General features: G+C 72.1%; 21 protein-coding genes and 2 pseudogenes. 15 read left to right on the top strand and 8 right to left on the bottom strand.

Annotated elements, in window-relative coordinates; translation table 11 throughout:
- Positions 1 to 16: 16 nt before the first annotated feature.
- The 8 genes from AC2RP6_RS00235 (at position 17) to AC2RP6_RS00200 (ending at position 7,824) form a co-directional block, all read left to right on the top strand.
- On the top strand, positions 17 to 610 hold the full coding sequence (locus AC2RP6_RS00235; RefSeq protein WP_486444279.1) for a TetR/AcrR family transcriptional regulator: 594 nt from the start codon (positions 17 to 19) through the stop codon (positions 608 to 610).
- The gene (locus AC2RP6_RS00230; RefSeq protein ID WP_486444278.1) at positions 607 to 1,491 is read left to right on the top strand and encodes an alpha/beta hydrolase; all 885 of its coding nucleotides are present in this window, start codon (positions 607 to 609) and stop codon (positions 1,489 to 1,491) included. The genes AC2RP6_RS00235 and AC2RP6_RS00230 overlap by 4 nt, the downstream gene beginning before the upstream one ends.
- 259 nt (positions 1,492 to 1,750) lie before the next feature.
- The gene (locus AC2RP6_RS00225; RefSeq protein WP_486444277.1) at positions 1,751 to 2,971 is read left to right on the top strand and encodes an alpha/beta hydrolase family protein; all 1,221 of its coding nucleotides are present in this window, start codon (positions 1,751 to 1,753) and stop codon (positions 2,969 to 2,971) included.
- Between the two features lie 193 nt (positions 2,972 to 3,164).
- Complete coding sequence (locus AC2RP6_RS00220) at positions 3,165 to 4,988, top strand: polymorphic toxin-type HINT domain-containing protein (RefSeq protein WP_486444276.1); 1,824 nt, start codon at positions 3,165 to 3,167, stop codon at positions 4,986 to 4,988.
- Complete coding sequence (locus AC2RP6_RS00215) at positions 4,985 to 5,389, top strand: DUF4279 domain-containing protein (protein WP_486444275.1); 405 nt, start codon at positions 4,985 to 4,987, stop codon at positions 5,387 to 5,389. The genes AC2RP6_RS00220 and AC2RP6_RS00215 overlap by 4 nt, the downstream gene beginning before the upstream one ends.
- A 229-nt stretch (positions 5,390 to 5,618) precedes the next feature.
- Positions 5,619 to 6,029, top strand: a complete 411-nt coding sequence (locus AC2RP6_RS00210; RefSeq protein ID WP_486444274.1) for a nuclear transport factor 2 family protein — start codon at positions 5,619 to 5,621, stop codon at positions 6,027 to 6,029.
- A gap of 154 nt (positions 6,030 to 6,183) precedes the next feature.
- Positions 6,184 to 7,458 (top strand): chloride channel protein, encoded by a 1,275-nt coding sequence (locus tag AC2RP6_RS00205; RefSeq protein ID WP_486444273.1) that lies wholly within the window; start codon positions 6,184 to 6,186, stop codon positions 7,456 to 7,458.
- Between the two features lie 60 nt (positions 7,459 to 7,518).
- Positions 7,519 to 7,824 carry a hypothetical protein gene (locus AC2RP6_RS00200; RefSeq protein ID WP_486444272.1) on the top strand — a complete coding sequence of 102 codons (306 nt, stop codon included), beginning with the start codon at positions 7,519 to 7,521 and terminating at the stop codon, positions 7,822 to 7,824.
- Positions 7,825 to 7,942: 118 nt separating this feature from the next.
- On the opposite strand, the gene AC2RP6_RS00195 is transcribed toward AC2RP6_RS00200, so the two are convergent.
- Entirely contained in the window at positions 7,943 to 8,278 is a 336-nt protein-coding gene (locus AC2RP6_RS00195) for an STAS domain-containing protein (protein WP_486444271.1), read from the bottom strand.
- Positions 8,279 to 8,654: 376 nt separating this feature from the next.
- On the opposite strand from AC2RP6_RS00195, the gene AC2RP6_RS00190 reads away from it, so the two are divergent.
- The gene (locus tag AC2RP6_RS00190; RefSeq protein ID WP_486444270.1) at positions 8,655 to 9,071 is read left to right on the top strand and encodes an LppU/SCO3897 family protein; all 417 of its coding nucleotides are present in this window, start codon (positions 8,655 to 8,657) and stop codon (positions 9,069 to 9,071) included.
- A gap of 71 nt (positions 9,072 to 9,142) precedes the next feature.
- Here the strand turns inward: AC2RP6_RS00190 and ligA are convergent, their stop codons facing one another.
- From ligA to AC2RP6_RS00175, 3 genes are all read right to left on the bottom strand, one after another.
- Complete coding sequence (ligA, locus tag AC2RP6_RS00185; RefSeq protein WP_486444269.1) at positions 9,143 to 11,221, bottom strand: NAD-dependent DNA ligase LigA; 2,079 nt, start codon at positions 11,219 to 11,221, stop codon at positions 9,143 to 9,145.
- A 233-nt stretch (positions 11,222 to 11,454) separates the two neighbouring features.
- The gene (locus AC2RP6_RS00180; protein WP_486444344.1) at positions 11,455 to 12,537 is read right to left on the bottom strand and encodes an IS630 family transposase; all 1,083 of its coding nucleotides are present in this window, start codon (positions 12,535 to 12,537) and stop codon (positions 11,455 to 11,457) included.
- A gap of 47 nt (positions 12,538 to 12,584) precedes the next feature.
- A complete protein-coding gene (locus AC2RP6_RS00175; RefSeq protein ID WP_486444268.1) occupies positions 12,585 to 13,178 on the bottom strand; it encodes an MBL fold metallo-hydrolase in 594 nt (197 codons plus the stop codon).
- 129 nt (positions 13,179 to 13,307) lie between these two features.
- Between AC2RP6_RS00175 and AC2RP6_RS00170 the strand changes: the two genes are divergently transcribed.
- The 3 genes from AC2RP6_RS00170 (at position 13,308) to AC2RP6_RS00160 (ending at position 16,242) form a co-directional block, all read left to right on the top strand.
- Complete coding sequence (locus AC2RP6_RS00170) at positions 13,308 to 14,216, top strand: GlxA family transcriptional regulator (protein WP_486444343.1); 909 nt, start codon at positions 13,308 to 13,310, stop codon at positions 14,214 to 14,216.
- Positions 14,217 to 14,314: 98 nt separating this feature from the next.
- Positions 14,315 to 14,968 (top strand): hypothetical protein, encoded by a 654-nt coding sequence (locus AC2RP6_RS00165; protein ID WP_486444267.1) that lies wholly within the window; start codon positions 14,315 to 14,317, stop codon positions 14,966 to 14,968.
- Entirely contained in the window at positions 14,965 to 16,242 is a 1,278-nt protein-coding gene (locus tag AC2RP6_RS00160) for a DUF6357 family protein (protein ID WP_486444266.1), read from the top strand. The genes AC2RP6_RS00165 and AC2RP6_RS00160 overlap by 4 nt, the downstream gene beginning before the upstream one ends.
- A gap of 10 nt (positions 16,243 to 16,252) precedes the next feature.
- Here AC2RP6_RS00160 and AC2RP6_RS00155 read toward each other — a convergent pair.
- Both AC2RP6_RS00155 and AC2RP6_RS00150 read right to left on the bottom strand, forming a co-directional pair.
- Positions 16,253 to 16,966, bottom strand: a pseudogene (locus tag AC2RP6_RS00155) (DUF1266 domain-containing protein); the annotation flags it as partial.
- Between the two features lie 30 nt (positions 16,967 to 16,996).
- Positions 16,997 to 18,205 (bottom strand): annotated as a pseudogene (locus AC2RP6_RS00150) (RNA-guided endonuclease InsQ/TnpB family protein).
- A gap of 25 nt (positions 18,206 to 18,230) precedes the next feature.
- Here AC2RP6_RS00150 and tnpA point away from each other — a divergent pair.
- The gene (gene tnpA, locus AC2RP6_RS00145) at positions 18,231 to 18,647 is read left to right on the top strand and encodes an IS200/IS605 family transposase (protein WP_486444265.1); all 417 of its coding nucleotides are present in this window, start codon (positions 18,231 to 18,233) and stop codon (positions 18,645 to 18,647) included.
- Here the strand turns inward: tnpA and AC2RP6_RS00140 are convergent.
- Both AC2RP6_RS00140 and AC2RP6_RS00135 read right to left on the bottom strand, forming a co-directional pair.
- Positions 18,601 to 19,326, bottom strand: a complete 726-nt coding sequence (locus tag AC2RP6_RS00140) for a hypothetical protein (RefSeq protein ID WP_486444264.1) — start codon at positions 19,324 to 19,326, stop codon at positions 18,601 to 18,603. The genes tnpA and AC2RP6_RS00140 overlap by 47 nt on opposite strands.
- A gap of 64 nt (positions 19,327 to 19,390) precedes the next feature.
- Positions 19,391 to 19,771, bottom strand: coding sequence for a winged helix-turn-helix transcriptional regulator (locus AC2RP6_RS00135; protein ID WP_486444263.1), 381 nt, complete (start codon positions 19,769 to 19,771; stop codon positions 19,391 to 19,393).
- A gap of 122 nt (positions 19,772 to 19,893) precedes the next feature.
- Here AC2RP6_RS00135 and AC2RP6_RS00130 point away from each other — a divergent pair, with 122 nt between their 5' ends.
- Positions 19,894 to 20,304: a RidA family protein gene (locus AC2RP6_RS00130; protein WP_486444262.1), complete on the top strand. Its 411-nt coding sequence runs from the start codon at positions 19,894 to 19,896 to the stop codon at positions 20,302 to 20,304.
- A 262-nt stretch (positions 20,305 to 20,566) separates the two neighbouring features.
- Complete coding sequence (gene sigJ, locus AC2RP6_RS00125; protein WP_486444261.1) at positions 20,567 to 21,511, top strand: RNA polymerase sigma factor SigJ; 945 nt, start codon at positions 20,567 to 20,569, stop codon at positions 21,509 to 21,511.
- The last annotated feature ends 94 nt before the right edge of the window (positions 21,512 to 21,605 follow it).

The following is a 21,605-nucleotide window of genomic DNA, read 5'->3' as shown; positions in this document are numbered from 1 at the left end:
GATCATGGGAGGGTGCATGGCGCGGGCAGGACTGACGGCACACCGGGTGACGATCGCGGGCGCCGAACTGGCGGACGAGGCCGGACTCGACCAGGTGACCATGTCGCAGGTGGCACGCAGGCTCGGTGTGAAGGACGCGAGCCTCTACACCCACGTCCGCGGCCTGGAGGACCTGCGCGGACGGATCGCCCTGCTGGCGGCGGACGAGAAGACCCTCCGCATCGCGGAGGCGACCTCCGGTCGCGCGGGCAAGGACGCCCTCGTCGCGTTCGCCGACGCCTGGCGGGAGTACGCCCACGCCCACCCGGGCCGCTACGCGGCGACACAGACCCCGATCCGGATCGACCCCGAACTGGCCGCCGAAGCGCCCGGGCCGCGGCGCGCCGTCGAGCTGACCTACGCGATGCTGCGCGGCTACGGACTCGCCGAACCCGACCTGACCGACGCGGTCCGGCTGCTGCGCAGCACGTTCCACGGATTCGTCGCCCTGGAAGCCGCGGGCGGCTTCACCGACGGGCGTGCCCCCCAGCAGTCCTGGGTCCGCGCCCTCGACGCCCTCCACACCCTCCTGGAGCACTGGCCCCCGTCCCGAGAAGGAGACCCCTCATGACCGCCCCGACCACCGGCAGCCTGCGCGTGACCGGTGCGACCCTGCACTACGAAGTACGCGGCCGGGGCCCGCTCCTGCTGCTGATCCCCGGAGGAACGGGCGGCGCGGCCGCCTTCGACGCCGTCGCCGACGACCTGGCCGCCGACCACACCGTCGCCACCTACGACCCGCGCGGCATGTCCCGCAGCACACTGGACGACCCCGACGCCCCGCAGCGAGTGGCCGAGCACGCCGACGACGCGCTGCGGATCCTCGACCTGCTGTCGCCCGACGAGCCCGCCACGGTGTTCGCCGCCAGCTCCGGCGCCATCGCCGCCGTGCACCTGCTCACCACCCGACCCGACCGGATCGCACGCCTCGTGGCGCACGAACCGCCGCTGGTGGAGGTCCTCCCCGACGCCCCCCGGCACCGTGCGCTCCTCTCGCGCGTGCAGGAGACGTTCCGCACCCAGGGGCTGATGCCGGCCATGGCCGTCTTCGCCGACGGCCTGAAGAAGGACGGCGACACCACCGCAACCGAGCCCGGAACCAGGCCCACGACCGGACCAGGCCCCCAGGCCGCGATCGAACTGCCGCCCCGGGCCGCGGCACGGGCCGAACGCACGATGGCCGACCTGCCCTACTTCGTCGCCCGCATCGTGCCCGCCTTCATGTCCTACGCCCCGGACCTGCCCCGTCTGCAGGAGCTGTCGGACCGCCTCGTCCTCGCCACCGGCCAGGACTCGCGCGGCGAACTGCCCTACCGCCCGGCCGCCTTCCTGGCGGAGCGCCTCGGCACCGAACTCCTGCACTTCCCCGGCGGCCACACCGGCCTCACCACGCACCCCGCCGCGTTCGGCGACCACCTCCGCAAGACCCTGCGGACCCGACCCCCGTCCTAGCGGACTGCCGGACTGCCGGACTGCCGGACTGCCGGACTGCCGGACTGCCGGACTGCAGGTCTGCAGGTCTGCAGGACTGCCGGACGCACGGAAAGCCGCCCACCGCCCCGAGCAGCGCGGGGCGGACGCGAGCGGACAACGGTGGACACTCCTCGTCCCCGTACGGCCTGGAAGGTGGACACCGGCCTGCCGGAATCTCGGATCACGCCCGGAACGACCCCGGCGCGCACATCCTCGCTCCGCACGACAGGAGATTCCCATGAAGCAGCTGCTGTTCCCCGACAACGCCCAGTTCTGGTACGAGACCCTGCGGTCGCTGAGCCACATCGCCTACGGCGGCGCGGACTTCGGCGAGGTGGTCTCCACCGGCGAGCGGATCACCGAAGGCGACTACGACAGCTGGTACGTCGAGTGGACGGCCACCGCGGACCGCGTGGCGGGCGAGGCGGAGAAGGCGCTGGCGGCCGGCCACCGGATCAGTGCCCGGGACGGGTTCCTGCGCGCGTCGAACTACTACCGGTCGGCGGAGTTCTTCCTGCACGGCCACCCCTGCGACCCCCGCCACGACCACGCCTACGACCGCTCCGTGGCCTGCTTCAAGGCGGCGGCGGCCCTGTACACCCCGGTCATCGAGCCGGTCGAGATCCCCTACGAGGACACCACCCTGCCCGGCTACTTCTACCGCGTCGACGACTCCGGGACCCCCCGCCCGACGCTCGTCATGCACAACGGCTTCGACGGCACCGCCGAGGAACTGCACTTCTTCGGGGCCATGGCCGCCGTCGAACGCGGCTACAACGTCCTGGCCTTCGACGGCCCCGGCATGCCCGGCCCGCGCCACCACCAGGGCCTGGTCTTCCGACCGGACTGGGAGAACGTCATCACCCCCGTCGTGGACTTCGCCGAGTCCCTCCCCGACGTCGACGGCAGCCGCATCGCCCTCATCGGACTCAGCATGGGCGGCGTCCTCGCCCCCCGGGCCGCCGCGTTCGAGCACCGACTGGCCGCCCTCATCGCCGTGGACGGCCTCTACGACCTCGGCGAGATCGCCGTACGCAACGTCCCCGGCACCCGCGAGGAGGCCGAACGGCTCCTGCGCGCCGCGTCCGCCCCGGAACTCGACGCCGCCTTCGCACAGGCCATGACCCACGACCCGATCGCACGCTGGGCGATCAACCACGGCATGTACGTCATGGGCGTGGACACCCCCCGTGCCTTCAACGCCTCCTACCTCGACTACACCCTCGCCGACGGCATCGCCGAGCGGATCCAGTGCCCCACCCTCGTGTGCGACGCCGAGGAGGACATCTTCTTCAAGGGCCAGCCCGAGCAGCTCTACGACCACCTGACCTGCCCCAAGACCTTCATGGCGTTCACCGCGGAGGAAGGCGCCGGCGCGCACTGCCACCCCGGCGCGATGCGGCTGTCCATCGCCCGCATCTACGACTGGCTCGACGACACCCTCGCCGCCGCGGCCTGACCGCGCCGCGGGAACGCGGGGCGGGCGCCCGGCCCACCCCCGGACGAGGAGCCGCCCACCCCAGAAATGATCATGACCGGTGGTAACGGCATACCGTGGCGGCGACCACGCGCGCCCGGCGCGCACGCACGACAGGGCAGTTCCACTGCCCAGGGGGAGCGCGGCCCGCACGGGTCCGCCCCGTAAGGAACGCATGTACCAGCACCTCAAACAGAAGATCGTCACCCTGCTCACGGTCCTGTGCCTGACCGTGGGCGCCGGCTCGGCCGCCGCCGCCGAACCGCCCGAGCGCGAACCCACCTTGGTGGAGATCATCGCCAGGGTCGAGCAGTACTCCAAGTGCCGGCAGCTGCCGCTCCTGCAACGACCCACCTGCCGCAAGGAGTTCGCCCTCAAGTCCGCCAAGCTCGGACTCGCGGTCGGCCTCTACCTCTACGTCTTCCACTCGGCGATGAAGGACGACGGCGCCGCCTTCGCCGAGGTGAACAAAGAACTGGGGGTACTCGGCGGCCAGCTGAAGCCCCTGCTCCACCAGGCCGACCAGGAAGCGGACCCCGAGCGGCGCCGGGCGATCTTCAAACAGTTCGTCACCACCTACCGGGCCGCCCAGCCGCACATCGACACCCTCCGCACCAACCTGGTCAAGGCCTCCCGCCTCCTCGGCGCCAAGAACGAGTCGGCCGAGCTGCTCACCTTCCTGACCGTGGTGCTGGGGGACTACTTCCCCGAGTCCAAGCCGATCGAGCCGACACCGGACGTCCCGACATGGGACATCTGGGCCGACCTCAAGGACATGGGCAAGGCCCTCGACCAGATCAACGCCGGCTTCGACCAGATGAACTCGGCACTCGACGACATGAACGCGACCATGGTCGAGGTCAACGACAGCATCGACGGCATCAACAAGGGCCTGGCCCAGGCAAACCGCGGCATGGACAAGCTCAACGAGGGCGTCCGTGACATGAACGACGCCCTGGGCAAGACCAACACCGCGGTCAAGGGCATGAACAAGGCCGCGGAGCGCATCCGGCAGGTGCCCGAGTTCACCTTCGACTTCTCGCACGTCGCGGAGAACGCGGGCGCGAACCAGGTCTCGAAGGAGGAACTCGCCGCCCTGGACCGCCGGATGGGCCTGGTGCTCGACCTGCTGCCCGGCATCGGCGACGGCAAGGGCGTCATCGACGCCCTCAAGGGCAAGGACATCGCCACCGGTGAGCGCCTGAGCCCCGCCGACCGGGCCATGGGCGCGGTCGTCGTCCTGCGCTGGCTCAGGGTCGGCGGCAAGCTCGACCCGGACGACATCCGCAAGGCCCAGCGGCGCAGCAAGTGCGACAGCTTCCCGGCCGGCACGCACGTCCTGATGGCCGACGGCTCGACCCGTCCCATCGAGGAGATCCGGACGGGCGACACGGTCCTCGCCACCGACCCCGCCTCGGGCGACACCGGGCCGCGCCGCGTCGACGACACGATCCGCACGCCCGACGACCGCGAGTTCACCGGCCTCACCCTGGACGCGTCCGTCGGCGGCGGCTCCCTCACCGCCACCGACCACCACCCGTTCTGGACGCAGAACCGCGCGCAGTGGACGATCGCCGCGGACCTGAACGCCGGGGACACCCTGCGCACCCCGGACGGCACCACGGCGCAGATCCAGAAGGTCACGCACTGGAAGGAGACCCAGCCGGCCTTCAACCTGACCGTCAACGACCTGCACACCTACTACGTCCTGGCGGGTGCCACACCCGTACTCGTCCACAACGCCTCGTGCGACTTCATCCCCGGTGAGATCCCCGACGCCAAGGACATCGACCGCGGCTCGCTCGTGAAGCTGAAGGAGAAGCAGCTCGAGAAGGCCCTCAAGACCCTGGGCGAAGACCCCCACGGCTTCAAGGCCGACTGGGTGGGCAAGAACATGGTCTCGCGCTTCGACGCGATGCGCGACGGCGACAGCCGCATCATCCTCGTGAGCAAGGACGGCAGGATCTTGGTCCCGACGAACTACAGGTACCGCCCGTGAGCGCCTTCCACGTGTACCTGCGGGTGGTCAGCGATACCCTGCGGCCGGAGGAGATCTCCGCGCGGCTGGGAGCACGGCCCGACGAGGCGACGCCGATCGGCAGCCGCCGCCACTCCCAGTCGCCACCGCGGTCCCACACCACCTGGATCCGCGAGGCGGGGCGGGACCGCCCGGAGGACCTGGAGCCGGTGATCCTGGCCTGGGGAGCGGAGTTCGCGGCGGCCCTGGGCCGCCTGGCCGCCTCGGACGGGGCGATGGTCTGCCTGCAGATCGTCCAGAGCGTCGACGACCCCGAGGACCCGCAGCAGCGGGGCATCGCACTGACCGCGCCCCTCCTCGCCTGGCTCGCCACGGCCCGCGCGGCCCTGGACATCGACCAGTACCTGCCCACCCGGGACTGACACCCCGGCCCCGCCCCCGTCCGAAGCGTGCCGCCCCGGACGGGGGCGGTGACCGGGAGGTCCCGCCGCCGGGGTGCCCGGCCCGTCGCACGCCACGGCGGGCACGCCGCAGGGCCGTGTCCTGGCCGCACACCCGGACCGGGACTGGGCACAATGGGCCGTCCGCCACCGTCCCGCACCCCGTGCCGGTGGAAGCAGCCACCCGGCCGGTCACCCAGGGACGGATCCGATGACAGACGTACGCGCAGACCGGACCAGGCTGTTCGGCTTCCTGGGGGACCCCGCCACCCAGCCGCAGTTCTGGGACCGTGTCTCCGACGACGTGGACTGGACGGTCCAGGGCACCCACCCCCTCGCCGGGCGCTACCGCGGCAAGGAAGTCTTCCTCGACGCGACGTTCCGACGCCTGGCGGGCGTCCTCAAGGGCGGCGCCCGCCTCGAGGTGGAGCACGTCCACGTCGACGGGGACGTCGCCGTGGCCGAGCTGTACTCGACGTCGACCACCAACGAGGGCGCCCCGTTCGCCAACCGTTACTGCTGGGTGTGCCGCTTCGACGGCGACACCATCGTGGAAGTACGCGCCTACCTGGACTCGGCCATGGTGGCCTACACCGTCTCGCGGAACGAGGCCGCCCGGTAGGCCCGGCCGGTACCCGCCCGCACCGCCGGGACCGGGGCCCGGCCGCCGCGGCGCGACCGCTCGGCGGGGCGGGCCCGTGCGGGCCGGCACACTCCCTCCGCCCCGGTCCGAGCGTCGCCCCGTCCGGACCCGGCGCTGCGTCTACTGTTCCCCCATGCCGGTCGACCGCAGCCCCACCGCCCGGCGACTGCGGTTCGCCGCCGCGGCCCTCGCCGTCGGCCTGGCCGCCGGAGCGGCAGGAGCCGTACTCCTACTGCTCCTGCACGCCGTGCAGCACCTCGCGTACGGGTACGACCAGGGGACCTTCCTCGCCGGCGTCGAGGCCGCCTCACCCCAGCGCCGGCTGGTGTGCGTGACCCTCGCCGGTGTCGTGGCCGGCCTGGGCTGGTGGCTGCTGCACCGCTACGGGCGCCCCCTGGTCGACGTCGCGCAGGCACTGCGCATGCAACACCCCCGTATGCCGGCCCTCACCACCTCCGCCCACGCCGCGCTCCAGGTGGTCACGATCGCGCTCGGCTCACCCCTGGGCCGGGAAGTGGCCCCGCGCCAGCTCGCCGCCGGCCTCGCGACCGGCATCGTCCGCAGGACCGGCCTCGGCCCCGCCCACTGCCGCACCCTCGTGGCCTGCGCGGCCGGCGCCGGCCTCGCCGCGGTCTACGACGTCCCCCTCGGCGGCATGCTGTTCACCCTGGAAGTGCTCCTGGGCACCTGGGCCCTGCGCTCCGTCGTCCCGGCCGTGCTGACGGCCGCGGTGGCCACCCTCGTCGCCCGCCTGGTCGTCCCGGACGAACCGGTCTACCGGCTTCCGGCCCTGCCCGCCGACGCCTCCCTCCTGCTGTGGTCCTTCCTCGCCGGCCCGCTGGTGGGGGTCTGCGCCTACGGCTTCGCCCGGCTCACGGCGGCCGCGAGCGCCCGCGCCCCGCGCGGCAACGCCCTGCTGTGGACCGCCCCCGCCGCGTTCTGCTGCCTCGGTCTGCTGGCCGTCCCCTTCCCGCAACTGCTGGGCAACGGCAAGGGACCCGCCGAGATCGCCTTCTCCACCCAGCCCACCCTCGCGCTGGCGGCCGTACTCCTGCTCCTGCGCACCGCCGTCGTCGCCCTGTGCCTGCGGGCCGGCGCCTACGGAGGGCTTCTGACCCCCTCGTTCGCCAACGGCGCCCTGCTCGGCATCGTCGCCGGCCGGCTGTGGGAACTCATGTGGCCGGGCACCCTCCTGGCGGCGTACGCGGTCGTGGCCGCGGGCGCGTTCCTGGCGGTGTCCCAGCGGATGCCCGTCACAGCGCTCGTACTCGCCCTGGAATTCACCGGCTCCCAGCTGGACATGGTCGTTCCCCTCCTGCTCGCCGTCGCCGGTGCGACCGCGACCGGCGCACTGCTGCGCGGCACGACCGCGCAAGGCCCCCCGGCCGGGCGCCTGCCCCGAACCTAGAAGCCCCGCCCCCCCCGCCCGCTCCTCCCGGCCGCAGCCGCGCCCGGCCCGCACGGCGGCGTGCCGGACGGGGGCGGCTTCAGCGGCACCCTGGAGATCACCCCCGACCACCACCACAACGACCCCTTCCTCGCCATGATGGTGGAGCGCCTCGTCCTGGAGTACGAGCAGAAGGGCCCCGCCGGCACCCTCTACACCCAGTCACCGGTGCAGGCGGTCGCCGCGCACATCATCAAGACCGCGGCCTCCCGGGGAGCCGGCCACGCGGGTCTTCCGGGCCTCCACCGGGCAGTCCCCGCACCAGTACGTCCTCGGCCGGCGCCTCGAACAGGCTCACCCGCACCGTGCGCCGCCACCTCGGCCTGACCCCCAGCGCCCTGCGCACGGACCGCACCCGGACCGCACCCGGCCGCGCCCCCCGGTGACGAGGGCCTCCTCTTCGAAACCCGACCCGCCCCCGCGGGGGCGGCCACGGCGGGCCGGCTCAGGTCCCGGTGATGGAGAAGAGCCGGTCCGCTCCGGTCAGGGAGAGCAGGCGCAGGATCTGTGGCCGGGGTGCGTGCAGGCGGATCCGCCGGCCGTGTCCCTGCGCGAGGTGATGGGCCTGGACGATGGCGTTGAGACCGGAGGAGTCGCAGAACGACAGGTCGGTCAGGTCCAGGACCAGCTCGCCGGGACAACCGTCGTCCGTCGCCGCGTCGAGGAGTGCCCGTATGAGCATCGGGGCCCGGTCGATGTCCAGCTCGCCGCCGATCCTGACCACCAGGTGACCAGCATCGTTCTCCATCTCAGGGCCCTGTTCGGCCTGTTCGTCTGCCACCGCACCAGCGTAGGACCCCCCGCCCCCGCCCTTCCCGACTCCCACCCCTTTCGGCGAACCCCTGACCCTGCCTCCCCGGGCAGGTCTTCAGCCCGGCCCGCCTCCGTGGTGGCGGCCGCCGGGGCGTACAAGCCCCCGTTGACGGCATCCGCCTGAGTCTTCGCCTCCGCGCCGGCAGCGCGGGCGGCGCAGCGCCCGGACGGGACTGGTGCCCACCTGGGTCCGCGACAGCGCCGGGAGGTGCGGCGGCTGACGGGGCGGCAGGATCACGACTCCGCATCTGATTTGAAACCGGAGTGGAAGAGTCCGTTTTGTGTGGCCGGCAGCCGGTAGCGTACGCGCGTTCGATCATGTACACGTCCCCAAGGAATCCTCCATGGCCACGCCCCCCGCGCCGCAGACCCCCGAGCAGCCCGCCGCCCCCGGCACGTTCGACGCCCCCGTCGCACCGTCCGAGCCCGCGAAGAAGAAGGGCGTCGTGGGGAAGAAGATCCTCGGCGTCGTCGTGGCGATCGCGGTCGTGCTCTTCTGGCGCCTGGGTCTTCCCTACCTGACGGGCGACGCCCCGGTGCACGCGCAGGCCGGCGACTGCGTCGTCGTCACCGGACCGGAGAACGCCCCCGACGTCGAGAGCAAGGGCTGCACCGAGAAGGTGGACAACCTCTTCAAGGTCGTCAAGGTCGTCGACAACACCTTCGACCTCGACAAGTGCCAGGGCGTGGCCCAGGTCGCCCTCGCGCAGCAGCTCGAAACGGACAAGTTCGTCCTCTGCATGGAGCCCGTCAAGAACTGACGCCCCACCTGACACCGCAGGGGCCGGACCCGCCGGGTCCGGCCCCTGCGGCGTCCCCGCCCGCCGACCGGTCAGGCGCTGGGGAGGAGGTCCGCGACGAGGGCGGCGAACTCCTCGGGGCCGAGGATGCGGACGCCCAGTTCCTCGGCCTTGGCACGCTTGGAGCCGGCCTTCTCGCCCGCCACCAGGAGGGTGGTGCGCTTGGACACCGACGAGGAGGCCTTGCCGCCCGCCCGCTCGATCAGCTCGTTCATCTCGTTGCGGGACAACGCCGCGAGAGGGCCGGACATGGCACCGGTGACCACCACGGCCTGCCCGGCCAGCGGGCCGCCCGCCGGGGCCCCGCCGCCGTCCACCGCGCCGTCCGCCGCGCCGTCCGCCGCCTCGGCGGCTGCCGGCTTCAGCGGCTCGGTGACCTGCGTGCCGACCTGCCGCTCCTGGAGCTTGTCCAGGAGCGGCGCCAGTTCGAGGAGTTCGGCCGCGATGACGCGGGCCTTCTCCGTGCCGATGCCGTCGACCCCGGCCAGCGTGTCCGCGTCGGCGGCCCGGATCGCGGCCATCGACCCGAAGTGCGCGGCGATCCGGCGCGACATCGTACGCCCGGTACCGCGCACGCCGAGGGCGCAGAACACGCGGCTCAGCGCCGCCCCGCGCGCGGTCTCGATCGCGGCCAGCAAGTTGGCCGCACTGGTCTCGCCCATCCGCTCCAGCCCCAGGAGCTGTTCGCGGTCCAGGGTGAACAGGTCGGCGATGTCCTTGACCAGTCCGGCTTCCACCAGCTGGACCGCGCGGGTGCCGCCGAGGCCCTCGATGTCGAGCTGGTCCCGGCCGGCCGCGTAGATCACCGAGGCGACGGCCTGGCAGCCGCGGCCGCGCACGCACCGCCACCGCTGTTCGGAGGTGTCGATCGCGTCGCCGCACCGCGGGCACGCCTCGGGGAAGACGATCGGGCTCTCGGCGCCGGTGCGCCGGTCGGCCAGCGGGGCCTCGACCCGGGGGATCACGTCACCGGCCCGGTACACGAACACCTGGTCGCCGATCATCAGCCCGCGACGGGTGATGTCGGCCGGATTGTGCAGCGTGGCGTAGGTGACCGTCACCCCGTCGATGACCACGGGCTCCAGCACGGCGCGCGGGGCGATGATCCCGGTCCGGCCGACGTTCCACTCCACCGCCAGCAGGCGCGTCACCTTGTGCTCGGCCGCCAGCTTCCGGGCCACCGCCCACCGCGGGGCGCGCGAGCCGCTGCCGGCCCGCCGCTGGTCCTCGGCCGCGTCGGCCTTGACGACGACACCGTCGATCCCGAACGGCAGTTCCGCGCGCAGCCCCGCGATCACGTCGATACGTTCCTGCACCTGCTCCAGCGTCTCGCACCGCACCGGGGCGGCGGCGGTGCTGGCGGCCGTGTTCGCACCCAGCACGGCCAGGGTCTCCAGCAGGGCGAGGTGACCGAGGTCGTCCAGGCCGATCGCGCCGTAGGCGAAGAAGGTCAACTCGATCCGGTACGGGCGGTCCTTGGCCCGCAGCGTGCCGGCCGCGCCGCTGCGCGGGTGCGCGAAGGGCGTGGCCTCGTGGGCGAGCCGGATCCGGTTGGCCTCCTCGAACTGAGCGGTCGTCAGCAGCACCTCGCCGCGCAGCTCGACGTCGACCGGCTCGGTGAGGACCTGGGGCAGACCGACCACGGCGTCGGCGGCATGGGTGATGTCCTCGCCGGCCAGGCCGTCGCCGCGGGTGAGGACCTGAACCAGCCGGCCACACCGGTACCGGACGGCCACCGCGAGCCCGTCGAGCTTGGGCTCGACACACCAACCGGCCACCGGGCGCCCCAGACGTCGCTCCAGCCCCGCGGCCCACTCGGCGAGCTCGCCGGCGTCGAAGACGTTGTCCAGGGAGAGCATCGGCACCGAATGCGGCACGTCACCCTGCACGGCCCCGCCCGCCACCTTCCCCGTCGGCGACTCGGCCAGCGCCTCGTCCGGGTGGGCGTCCTCATAGGCCGCGATGGCGCGCAGCAGGCCGTCGTACTCGTCGTCCCCGAGCGGGGTGGTCCCGTCGCCGTAATAGGCGGCCGACGCCGCAAGAGCGGTGGTCACGGCCTCCACGTAGGCGGCAGGGGAAAGCAGGGCACTGTTGTCGGTCATGAAGGTCATCATCCTGTCCGGCACTGACAACCGGGGGAGCCCCGGCGGTGGCGAGGACGACAGCGACGCGGACACCCCTTAGGCCCTGTCGTCAAAGTTGCACCTGGCCCGCGGCGCCCGGCAGTGCACCTCGCCGCGTTGTCGGGGCGCCCCAGTACGGCCAGTACTCGGGCGCCCCTCCGCCTTGCGATGCACGGCACCGGACACCGCGGGCCTGACCGGCGCCACTTTGACGACAGGACCTAGTGTTCTGAGTCCGGAATTCTGTTCAGATAGCTGGCGAGGCGTTCAAGGATCTCGTCCGCAGTCTTGGTCCAGACGTAAGGCTTCGGGTCGCTGTTCCACGTGGCGATCCAGTCGCGGATGTCCTTCTCGAGGGCCTGGACGGACTTGTGGACGCCTCGCCGTATCTGCTTGTTGGTGAGCTCGGCGAACCACCGCTCCACCAGGTTCAGCCAGGACGATCCGGTGGGTGTGAAGTGCAGGTGGAAGCGGGGGTGTGCCAGCAGCCACTTCTTGATGTCCGGGGTCTTGTGGGTGGCGTAGTTGTCCAGCACGAGATGGACCTCCAGGCCAGCCGGGACTTCCTTGTCGAGCTTGACCAGGAACTTCTTGAACTCCTCGGCTCGGTGGCGGCGGTGCAGGGATCCGATGACCTTGCCGGTGGCGACCTCGAGTGCGGCGAAGAGGGTGGTGGTGCCGTGCCGGACGTAGTCGGCCGTCCGCCGCTCGGGCACCGCCGGCATCATGGGCAGCACCGGCTGTGACCGGTCCAGGGCCTGGATCTGCGACTTCTCGTCGACGCAGAACACCAGGGCCCGCTCCGGCGGATCCAGGTACAGGCCGACGACATCGTGGACCTTGTCGACGAAGTACGGATCCGTGGACAGCTTGAACGTCTCGGACAGGTGCGGCTGCAGGCCGAACGCCCGCCAGATGCGCGACACCGTCGACTGCGACAGACCGGTCTCCCTGGCCATCGACCGCGTGGACCAGTGCGTCGCACCCTTCGGCGTCGACTCCAGCGTCTTGGTGACGAGAGCGGCGACCTGCTCGTCCGTCACCGTCCTGGGCCCGCCCGAACGCGGCATGTCTCCAAGGCCCGCGATCCGGTACTCCACGAAACGGGCCCGCCAGCGGCCTACCGCCTGAGGCGTGGAACCCACCCGGGCCGCAACATCCTTGTTCGTCGCGCCTTCGGCGCAGGCCAGGATGATTCGGCAACGCAAGGCCCACGCCTGAGGCGTCGAACGGCGCCGCACCCAGCCCTCGAGCGCGGCCCGCTCCTCATCGGTCAGTACCAACTCGGCCTTCGGCCGCCCCATCGCCATACCGAAAGCCTACATCTAAACAGAATTCAAGACTCAGAACACTAGCGCGGGGTGGTGTCGTCGGCCCTGAACGGGGCGCCGTGGCCGGGCACGATCAGGTCCGCCGCCGACAGCACCCGCAGCCGTGAGGCGCGCAGCACCTCCCGGTCGGGGGCCACCGGGTCGTCCGCCGGGCCGTCCGCGTGCCACCACAGGTCCCCGGCGAAGGCGACGACGCCCGCGTCCGTGCCCGCCAGCAGCGTGATGTCCTCGGGGCTGTGGCCCGGGGTGCGGATCAGCCGCAGCGACGGGGTCAGGTCATGGCCCTCGGCGTCCCGGTTCACCCACTGGTCGCCGCGGTACTCCACCTGGTGGTCGTGCACCCGGGCCCGCCCGAACAGACCCACGTTCATGGTGTTGTCCGGATGGTGGTGGCTGAGCACCACATCGGTGATGTCGTCGGGCCCGAGCCCCAGTTCGGCGAGCGGACCCAGGATGCGGTCCGGGCCCGCCACCATGCCCGGGTCGAAGACCACGTGCAGGCCGGCGTCGGACACGTAGGAGACGGTGGCGGCGACTCCAGGGCCGGTGGAGCCGACATAACCGGTGGTCAGGACCGAGTACACGGCGCTGCGGCCGAGCGGTGCGTCTGTCATGCCCCCACTCTCGCCGCCACGGACGTCGTGCACGAGTGGCACGGCTGCCACTGATCGCAGGATTGGTGCCACACTGCGGGGGTGCCCCCCTTCGTGTCCGTCGCCGCCTACGCCCCGCCCGGAGTCGGCATGCTCGCGGTCGGCATCGTCACCGAGGTCTTCGGCCCGCACGGCGCCGAACTGCCCGGCTTCGACGTCACCCTGTGCACCGACCGGCCCGGGCCGGTCCCCACCGACCTCGGCATACCGCTCACCGTCCCGGACGGCCTGGACCGGCTCGCCTCGGCCGACCTCGTGATCGCCCTGCCGTGGGCCGGCTTCCGCACGCCCCCCGCTCCCGCCGTCCTCGATGCCCTGTCGGCCGCGCACGAGCGCGGCGCACTGGTCGCCGCCCACTGCGTCGGCGCCTTCGCGCTCGCCGCCGCCGGACTCCTCGACGGCCGGCGGGCCACCACCCACTGGCGGTTCGCCGAACTGCTCGCCCGCCGCCACCCCGAGGTCCGCGTCGAACCGGACGCCCTCTACATCGACGAAGGACCCGTCCTCACGGGCGCCGGAGCCGCCGCCGGCTTCGACCTCTGCCTGCACCTGCTGCGCCGCGAGTACGGAGCGGCCGTGGCCAACACGGTCGCCCGGGACGTGGTGCTGCCCTCCCACCGCGACGGCGGGCAGGCGCAGTACCTGGCCGCCCCCGTCCCCGAGGACTGCGGCGACGACCGTCTCGCGGACGTACTCGCCTGGGCCCGCGCCAACCTGCACGAGCCGCTCCCCGTCGCGGAACTGGCCCGGCGCGCCATGATGAGCAAACGCTCCTTCGCCCGCCGCTTCACCGCCGCCACCGGCACCACCCCCCACGCCTGGCTGCGGACCCTGCGCCTGAGCAGCGCCGAGGAGCTCCTGGAGACCACCGACCTGCCCGTCGAGGAGATCGCCCGCCGCGTCGGATACACCGGCGCGGCCGTCCTGCGGGAACAGTTCGTGCGCCGCCGGGGAGTTCCGCCCCGCTCCTACCGCCGCTCCTTCACCAGCACGCCGTGACGAACGGCGCCGCCCGGCCGGACCACCGGCGGCCGGAGGGGCCCGGCGAGGCGGCGGCTACGCTGAGGGGGCCGCCAGCACGTGAACGAAGGACGCACATGGCCCGCCCCTACCACCCCGGACCCAAACAGTTCGTCTTCGACGCCGGTGACGGCGACGACCAGCAGGTCTGCGTGGGCGACGCCCAGGAAGCGTACGTGGCCTTCTCCGTGTTCTTCCGCGACCGCAACCCCGGCACCTGCACCATCACCGACGGACCGGCCGGGCAGAGCCTGGTCCTCATGCCCGCACAAGGCGTGATCCGCCGGACCCGCGCCACCGACCCGCCCCGGTCGCAATACCTCCGGGTCGACAGGCCCAACCGCTACCTCCCCGGCGCGATGCTGTTCTTCGAGAACGGATACGCCGGACTCGACCGCTTCGGCCAGTGGTTCTCCGACCCCTGCGACCTCGACGCCGCACCGCAGACGCGCGGCGCCGCCCGCGCCGCCACGTTCACGACGGAAGCGGCCGCGATCGAGGAAGTCGGCCGGATCTGGGCGGATTCCGGCATCGTCGACCCGAGCGACCAGTACTACGTCTTCTTCGACTCGCACGGCGCCGACGACGACCGGGCCGAACGAGCCGAACTGCTCGCGCTGCTCGAATTCCTCCGCCTCGAACGGGTCGACGCCCCGGCCGACGCCGCCGACGGCGAAGTCTGGGTGCGCACCGACCCCCGCCTCGACGCCGAATGCGCCCGCTGGTCGTGAAGGACATCGTCTTCACGCGCACGAGCGGCTGGATCCCGAACGTCATCCGCGAGGACGGCGCGCTGCGGCTGACGCTCGGCGCCGGGGCCGACGCCAACCACGACCCCCGCACCTTCACCTTCCCGATCGGCGAAGCCCACCTCGCGGTGATCCGGCAGGACCTCGCCCGGCACCTGCTGCTGTGGAGCGCGGTCCTTCCGCTGTGCGACGACGCCGGAACCCGTGGCCGCCTCGACGAGGACGCGGCCGTGGCCCTTCTGGACCCGATCCTCCTCGCCCCGCCCGCGGACGTCGACGCCCTCTTCCGCCGTATCCGATGGGACAGGAGCCGGCTCGTCGCCCACGGCGCCGACACCGCTCTCCTGGACCGCGGTCAGGTCTGCGCGGCGCTGCACGCCGCGACGCAGACGCCGGACGGGGAACGAGCCCAGCAGGACCGCGCGGAGCGCCGACGCGCCGAGCGCGCAGTGGTCCTCGGCCCGACCGACACCGCGATCCTGAAGTACACCGGCCAGTACCTGCACGGCGCGACGATCCCCCGGCGGACGCCCGGTGCCGTCGACCCCGCACTGCTGCCCGAGGTCATGCGGGTGATCGCCACCGCGCAGCAGGCGTGCGCCGCAATGCGGATCGGCCGCGATCCGCGACGGGGCAGACACGCCACCGACAAGCACGACTGGGACCGGATGAAGGCGACGGTCGAAACGGCCGTCCGCCGCGCCCACCCAGGGCTCGCCGACGACGCGGTCCACACCGTGGGCTTCCTGATGTGCTCGGAGGCCGCGGCCCGCTCCAGGAACACCCCCCTGGACGACGACGAGGAATGGAGCGGCAGCGGCAGCGGCAGCGGCAGCGGGGACGGGATCGGGGACGGGAGGAAGACGGCCCTGTCGTTCACCGACGACAAGGGCGCCGAGAAGAAGTGGCTCCGGGACGGCCCCCGCACCGCCACCGCCGAGTTCTGGGAGTTCGTCGCCGACCGCTCCGCCCCGAACAACGAAGTCTTCACCATCGAGGACGAGGAGAAGGGCGAAGGCATCCAGCTCCACTTCTACGCGGACTCCATCGCCCGGATCACGACGCTGCGCCCGGGCGGAGCCCGATCGGAGCCGGAATACCGGGTCGAGTACAGACTGGTCGACGGGATCGGCGGCTACCGCAGCCTGGTGAGCGCCTTCGCCCGCGGCGGCTGCGCCGCACTCGAACAGCACGGTCCCTGGATGTCGGACGTCACCGAACTCGAACGCGCCCGCCGACGCCGCCGCCCCCGCTGACCCCCGCGGCTCAGGTCCAGGCGAGCGTGCGCCACGGGCTCGCCGGGTCCGTGGTCAGGACACGATGGGTCGCCAGCACCGTCTCGTACCACTCGCCGAACTCCTCCTCGTCGAAGTGGAGACAGCGGCCCAGCACGTAGGCGGCCGAGAAGTCCTCCCACGAGCGGTAGTTGACCTGGACCAGACGGCCGGCCCGGACCACGGCCGCCTCCGCCTCCTGCAGCGAGCACAGGCGGGCGGCGATTCCCCAGCGGGCCATGCCGGAGGCCCGGCCGTAGTCCCAGGCCTCGACGCTCCGGACGAAGCCGCCCTCGGGCAGCAGACCGTCGGCGCGGAACCTCGCCTCGTAGCGGTCGATGCGGCCGATCAGCCGTTGCAGACCGGTGAGTTGCCCCTCCAGCTCCGCCTCGGTGACGGCCCGGCCCGGGGTCACGCCGTCCGCGGTCAGGGAGGGCTCGGCGGCGGCCTCGGCGCGCCGGCGCACCACGCCGCTCGCGGCCTGGCGCCAGTGCTCGACGTCGACGGGGCCCGCGAAGTCCAGGGCCATGGAGCGGCGCAGTTGCAGCGCGAACTCCCATACGCCGCTGACCATTCCGGCGCGCAGCAGCTGCTCCAGCGTGCCCTGCCAGTCCTCCCGGCCGGTGACGCCCCACCAGCGCTCCAGCATGCGCTTCTCGCCGAGGTAGCCGCAGCCGTGGTACGCCATGGAGTTCCATTGACATCCTCTCCCCCCTGTAGGGGGGGAGATTCCCGCCTACCGCGCCGTTGAAGGCTGCGGTGTCGGGTGGGTTCCTGCTTCGCTGCGCGGTGCCGGGACGAGTCCTGGTCTTACCTGCGCTCCACAGGCTGATACCGCCAGTCCGGCGGCCTTGGCGACGTTGACCGCCGCGTTGATGTCCCGGTCCAGGACCGCCCCGCACGCCTGGCACGTCCACACACGGACGCTCAGCGGCTTGGGGCCGTCCTTGACGCCGCACCGCGAGCACACCTGAGACGTGGGCTCGAAGCGGCCGATCCGGTGGAAGGTCCGTCCGTACCGGGCGGCCTTGTACTCCAGCATGCTCACGAACGCCGACCATCCGGCGTCGTGGACGGACTTGGCCAGGCGCGTACGCGCGAGTCCCTTTACCGCCAGGTCCTCCACAGCGACCGCTTGGTTCTCGCGGATCAGCTTGGTGGAGAGCTGGTGGTGGAACTCGCGGCGCGCGTCCGCGACACGGGCGTGTGCCCGTGCGACGCGGACCCTGGCCTTGTCGCTGTTCTTGCTGCCCTTCTCCTTGCGGGGGAAGGTGCGCTGTGCCTTCTTCAGGCGCTTCTCGACCCGGCGCAGGAAGCGCGGGCTGTCGACCTTCGTCCCGTCGGAGAGGACGGCGAAGTGTCCGAGGCCGAGATCGATGCCCACCTCGGGCGCAACCTCGGGCAGGACTTCCTCCGGGCCGGTCTCCACGATGAAGCTCGCGAAGTACCTGCCCGCACTGTCCTTGACCACCGTCACCGTGGACGGGGTGGAGGGCAGGCTGCGGGACCACTTCACCTTGACGTCGCCGATCCTCGGCAGGCGCAGCTTCCCGCCGGTCGTGATCGACCAGCGGGCGTTCGCCGTGAACCGGACCGACTGCCGGGTGCCCCTCTTCGACTTGTACCGGGGCGCGCCCATGCGCGGGCGCTTGCCCTTGAGGCCGTCGAAGAAGTTCCGGTACGCCGTGTCCAGGTCCCGCAGAGACTGCTGGAGGACGACCGCCGACACCTCGCCGAGCCACGCCCGTTCCGGGGTGTTCTTCGCGTCGGTGATCAGAGCCTTCGACAGGTCGCCGGTCTTCGGGAACGGCATACCTTCGCTGCGGGCGGTCTCCCGAGCGCGGAGCGCGTCGTTGTAGACCACCCGCGCGCACCCGAACGCCCTCGCTCACGTGCTGCGCTGACCGGCGCTCGGATACAGGCGGAAGCTGTACCGAAGCTGCATGCGGATCATGATGCACAGTTGGTTTATGGGTAGCGATGAGAACGTTCGTACAGGCCGTCACTGTGACTTCCGCATGCACGTCCACTTGGTTTTCGTGACGAAGTACCGGCACAAGGTCTTCGCCGACCGGCACCTGACGCGGTGCGAGGAGATCATGCGCGCCGTGTGCGAGGACTTCGAGGCCGAGCTGGTCGAGTTCAACGGCGAGAACAACCACGTCCACCTGCTCGTGAACTTCCCGCCTAAGGTCGCCGTGTCCAGGCTGGTGAACTCCCTCAAAGGCGTGTCCTCCCGCAGGCTCCGCCAGGAGTTCCCCGACCTCGTCCGCCACTACTGGCGGGCACAGCGCCTGTGGTCCGGCTCGTACTTCGCCGGGTCCGTCGGCGGCGCGCCGCTCAGCATCGTGAAGCAGTACATCGAGCAGCAGAACCGGCCGCTCTGACCTGGGGCTGAGGTGAACAGTGCGGATCCGTGCCCACGGCTGAGGTCAGAGCAGCTCTCAGATTCGCTTCACCACCGGGCTGAAGCCCGGTGCACTGCGAATAGATCCGGTAGCGCCCGTTGTGCACGTTGATGTGCGCGCCGACCGCGAGACCGAAGGCGACGGGCCCGGTGCGGGGGCCGCCCACCTCGAGGGTGTGGACGACGTCCTGGGCCAGACCCGCCCGTTCGACCGGGGCGCAGTGGCGCTGCCACAGGGCGCGGCCCTCCGGCCCGGCCGGCAGGACGCCCTCGCAGGGACTGCCGGGATTGACGACGAGGTAGGGCGGGTCGTCCTGGTTCCAGACCTCCGCGAACCAGCTCAGGTCGTAGCAGTTGTAGACCGGGTCGGCGACGGGCGGGGGCAGCATGCCGCCGGTGTAGACGGCCAGGCACGGGGTCCGCGTCTGCGGGTTCCAGTACGGGTGGAAGCGAGTGCTGCCCGCGTTCGCGTCGACGTGGGCCCGCGACTGCATCATGAACAGGTCGGCCCGGGCGACCAGGTCGTAGTACGCGGGCCAGTCGCCGCGCACCTTCGCCTCGTACAGCCCCCGCTCGACCGCGCTCGGCGCCCGCCAACTCCCCGCCGGTGCCACCGGACCGGGCAGGGCTCCCCCCTCGTGACCTGCTGTCAAGCTCATGGGCCAACCCCTAAGGGCTGCTCCGGAACGGCCCGCGTACCGGGCGCGCCGTACGCTCCCGGCGTCAGCCGTCGAAGCGGTGGCGGGAGGCCTCGATGTGGCCCAGGTGGCGGTGGGTCCAGTCGCACAGTCCGTCGATCGTCACCCGCAACGCCCGGCCCGGGCCGGTGAGGGTGTACTCGACCCGCGGCGGCACCACGGGGTGCACGGTCCGCTCGACCAGGCCGTTGCGTTCGAGCATCCGCAGGTTCTGGGTGAGCATCTTGTGGCTGATGCCCTCGACCTCGTCCCGCAGCTCACCGAAGCGCAGGATGCGCTCTCCCAGGGCCTCGATGATCAGCAGGGCCCACTTGTTGGCGACGTCCGAGAAGATCTCCCGGGCCAGGGAGTCGGCGCGCCTGACGTCCGCGTCGTCGGCCGAGCCGCTGAACTGCTTGGTTCCCACGAGGTTCCCCAGTCACTGAAAAGTGCGTTCTTCCATGTCAGTGACCACTCTCTTACGGTTCCTGAGTAACCACAAGAGAGCACGCGCGGTGCGGAGTGCCCTCATGCAAAGGAGGCGGCAGCATGCCCATCACCCTGGTGAACCCCAGTGGTCTCCCGGAGACCGACGCCTACCGGCAGGTGTCGGTCGCGACCGGCTCGAAGCTGGTCTTCATCGCGGGCCAGGTCGCCTGGACCGCGGACGGTGTCACGGTCGGCGAGGGCGACCTCGCCGCCCAGGTCGAGCAGTGCTACCTCAACGTCGACACCGCCCTGGCCGAGGTCGGTGCCTCGTTCGACGACGTGGCGAAGCTGACCGTCTACGTCGCCGGCTGGACCCCCGACCAGATGCCGCAGCTCATGGAAGGGATCACCCGCGCGGCCACGAAACTGGGCGTCACCCCGACACCCCCGGCCAGCCTGCTGGGCGTCGCGGCGCTGGACGTCCCCGAGCACCTGGTCGAGGTCGAAGCCGTCGCGGTCATCGACCACTGAACAACGCCCCGCGGGCGCCGAACGGACCGCCGGCGCAACGGCCTTGACCGCGTCGGGCCGGGTTTCGGCCGGGCGTCCAGGAGACGAAGGCCCGGGCCCGGCCCGTGGCGCCCCGTCCCGCCCGGCCTCGTCCCGCCCGGCCCGTCCCGCCCGGCCCGGCCCCGTCCCGCCCGGCCCCGTCTCGCCCGGCCTCGTCCCGCCCCGCCCGGCCCGGCCCCGTCCCGCCCGGCGCGGTCTCCGGCGGGGCGCCTAAGATCACGGCATGGCGCTGCTCATGAGTGACGTGGACCGGTTCGAGGCCGCCAGGCCCCGGCTGGAGGCCATCGCGTACCGGCTGCTCGGGTCGGCGGGCGATGCGGAGGACGCGGTGCAGGAGACGTTCCTGCGCTGGCAGGCGGCGGACGTCGGGCGGATCGAGGTGCCCGAGGCCTGGCTGACGAAGGTACTGACCAACTACTGCCTCAACCAGCTGACCTCGGCCCGCGCCCGACGTGAGACGTACGTGGGGCGCTGGCTCCCCGAGCCGCTCCTCGAAGGCGATCCGATGCTCGGGCCGGCCGACACCGCCGCGCAGCGCGAGTCCGTCTCGTACGCCGTCCTCGTCCTGCTGGAGCGCCTGACGCCCAACGAGCGTGCCGTGTACGTCCTGCGGGAGGCCTTCGACTACCCGCACCGGGAGATCGCCGAGATCCTCGACGTCACCGAGGCCGCCAGCCAGCAGATCCACCACCGGGCCAAGAAGCACGTCGCGGACGGCCGGGTGCGCACCGAGATCGACGCGGCCGCGGCACGGCGGATCGTCGAGGAGTTCCTCGCCGCCGCGACCAGCGGCCGTACCGAACCCCTCGTCCAGCTGCTCACCCAGGACGCCGTCGCGGTCGGCGACGGCGGCGGCAAGGTCCCGGCCCGCGCGAAGGCGTTCGAGGGCGCCCTCGCGGTGGCCACGTTCCTGCGCGGCCTGTTCAAGCCGGGCAAGGCCAAGCGGGCCATCGTCGGCGGCACGCCCGAGATCTACGCCACGACCGCCAACGGCGGGCCCGCCATTGCGGCGGTCGTCGACGGCCGGCTCGTCGGGATCACCTGCCTGGACGTCACCGCGGACGGCATCGTGGCGGTCACCAGCCAGGTCAACCCCGACAAGCTCGTGCGCGCCACCGAGCGGTGGGCGGCCGCGGATCACGGGGAGGGCCCGCTCCACACCCTGTGACGCAGGTCACCATCGGATCCTGTCAGGAAACGCGGGGCTGCCCGGTTCAAGGTGCGAAACCACGCCGGACCACGGCGGACCCGCCCAGACAGGA

The sequence above is a fragment of the Streptomyces sp. WAC03905 genome (assembly GCF_057371075.1).
The sequence above is the reverse complement of the archived record's forward strand: the minus strand, read 5'-3'. Positions and strand labels throughout refer to the sequence as shown.

What these genes read in the sequence shown, in the direction of transcription:
- AC2RP6_RS00190 (WP_486444270.1), top strand. Translation starts at nt 8,655, where the DNA reads ATGGCCACGCCCCCCGCGCCGCAGACCCCCGAGCAGCCCGCCGCCCCC.
- AC2RP6_RS00175 (WP_486444268.1), bottom strand. Translation starts at nt 13,178, where the DNA reads ATGACAGACGCACCGCTCGGCCGCAGCGCCGTGTACTCGGTCCTGACC.
- sigJ (WP_486444261.1), top strand. Translation starts at nt 20,567, where the DNA reads ATGGCGCTGCTCATGAGTGACGTGGACCGGTTCGAGGCCGCCAGGCCC.
- AC2RP6_RS00225 (WP_486444277.1), top strand. Translation starts at nt 1,751, where the DNA reads ATGAAGCAGCTGCTGTTCCCCGACAACGCCCAGTTCTGGTACGAGACC.
- ligA (WP_486444269.1), bottom strand. Translation starts at nt 11,221, where the DNA reads ATGACCTTCATGACCGACAACAGTGCCCTGCTTTCCCCTGCCGCCTAC.
- AC2RP6_RS00205 (WP_486444273.1), top strand. Translation starts at nt 6,184, where the DNA reads ATGCCGGTCGACCGCAGCCCCACCGCCCGGCGACTGCGGTTCGCCGCC.
- tnpA (WP_486444265.1), top strand. Translation starts at nt 18,231, where the DNA reads ATGGGTAGCGATGAGAACGTTCGTACAGGCCGTCACTGTGACTTCCGC.
- AC2RP6_RS00230 (WP_486444278.1), top strand. Translation starts at nt 607, where the DNA reads ATGACCGCCCCGACCACCGGCAGCCTGCGCGTGACCGGTGCGACCCTG.
- AC2RP6_RS00235 (WP_486444279.1), top strand. Translation starts at nt 17, where the DNA reads ATGGCGCGGGCAGGACTGACGGCACACCGGGTGACGATCGCGGGCGCC.
- AC2RP6_RS00210 (WP_486444274.1), top strand. Translation starts at nt 5,619, where the DNA reads ATGACAGACGTACGCGCAGACCGGACCAGGCTGTTCGGCTTCCTGGGG.
- AC2RP6_RS00165 (WP_486444267.1), top strand. Translation starts at nt 14,315, where the DNA reads ATGGCCCGCCCCTACCACCCCGGACCCAAACAGTTCGTCTTCGACGCC.
- AC2RP6_RS00140 (WP_486444264.1), bottom strand. Translation starts at nt 19,326, where the DNA reads ATGAGCTTGACAGCAGGTCACGAGGGGGGAGCCCTGCCCGGTCCGGTG.
- AC2RP6_RS00170 (WP_486444343.1), top strand. Translation starts at nt 13,308, where the DNA reads ATGCTCGCGGTCGGCATCGTCACCGAGGTCTTCGGCCCGCACGGCGCC.
- AC2RP6_RS00220 (WP_486444276.1), top strand. Translation starts at nt 3,165, where the DNA reads ATGTACCAGCACCTCAAACAGAAGATCGTCACCCTGCTCACGGTCCTG.
- AC2RP6_RS00130 (WP_486444262.1), top strand. Translation starts at nt 19,894, where the DNA reads ATGCCCATCACCCTGGTGAACCCCAGTGGTCTCCCGGAGACCGACGCC.
- AC2RP6_RS00180 (WP_486444344.1), bottom strand. Translation starts at nt 12,537, where the DNA reads ATGGGGCGGCCGAAGGCCGAGTTGGTACTGACCGATGAGGAGCGGGCC.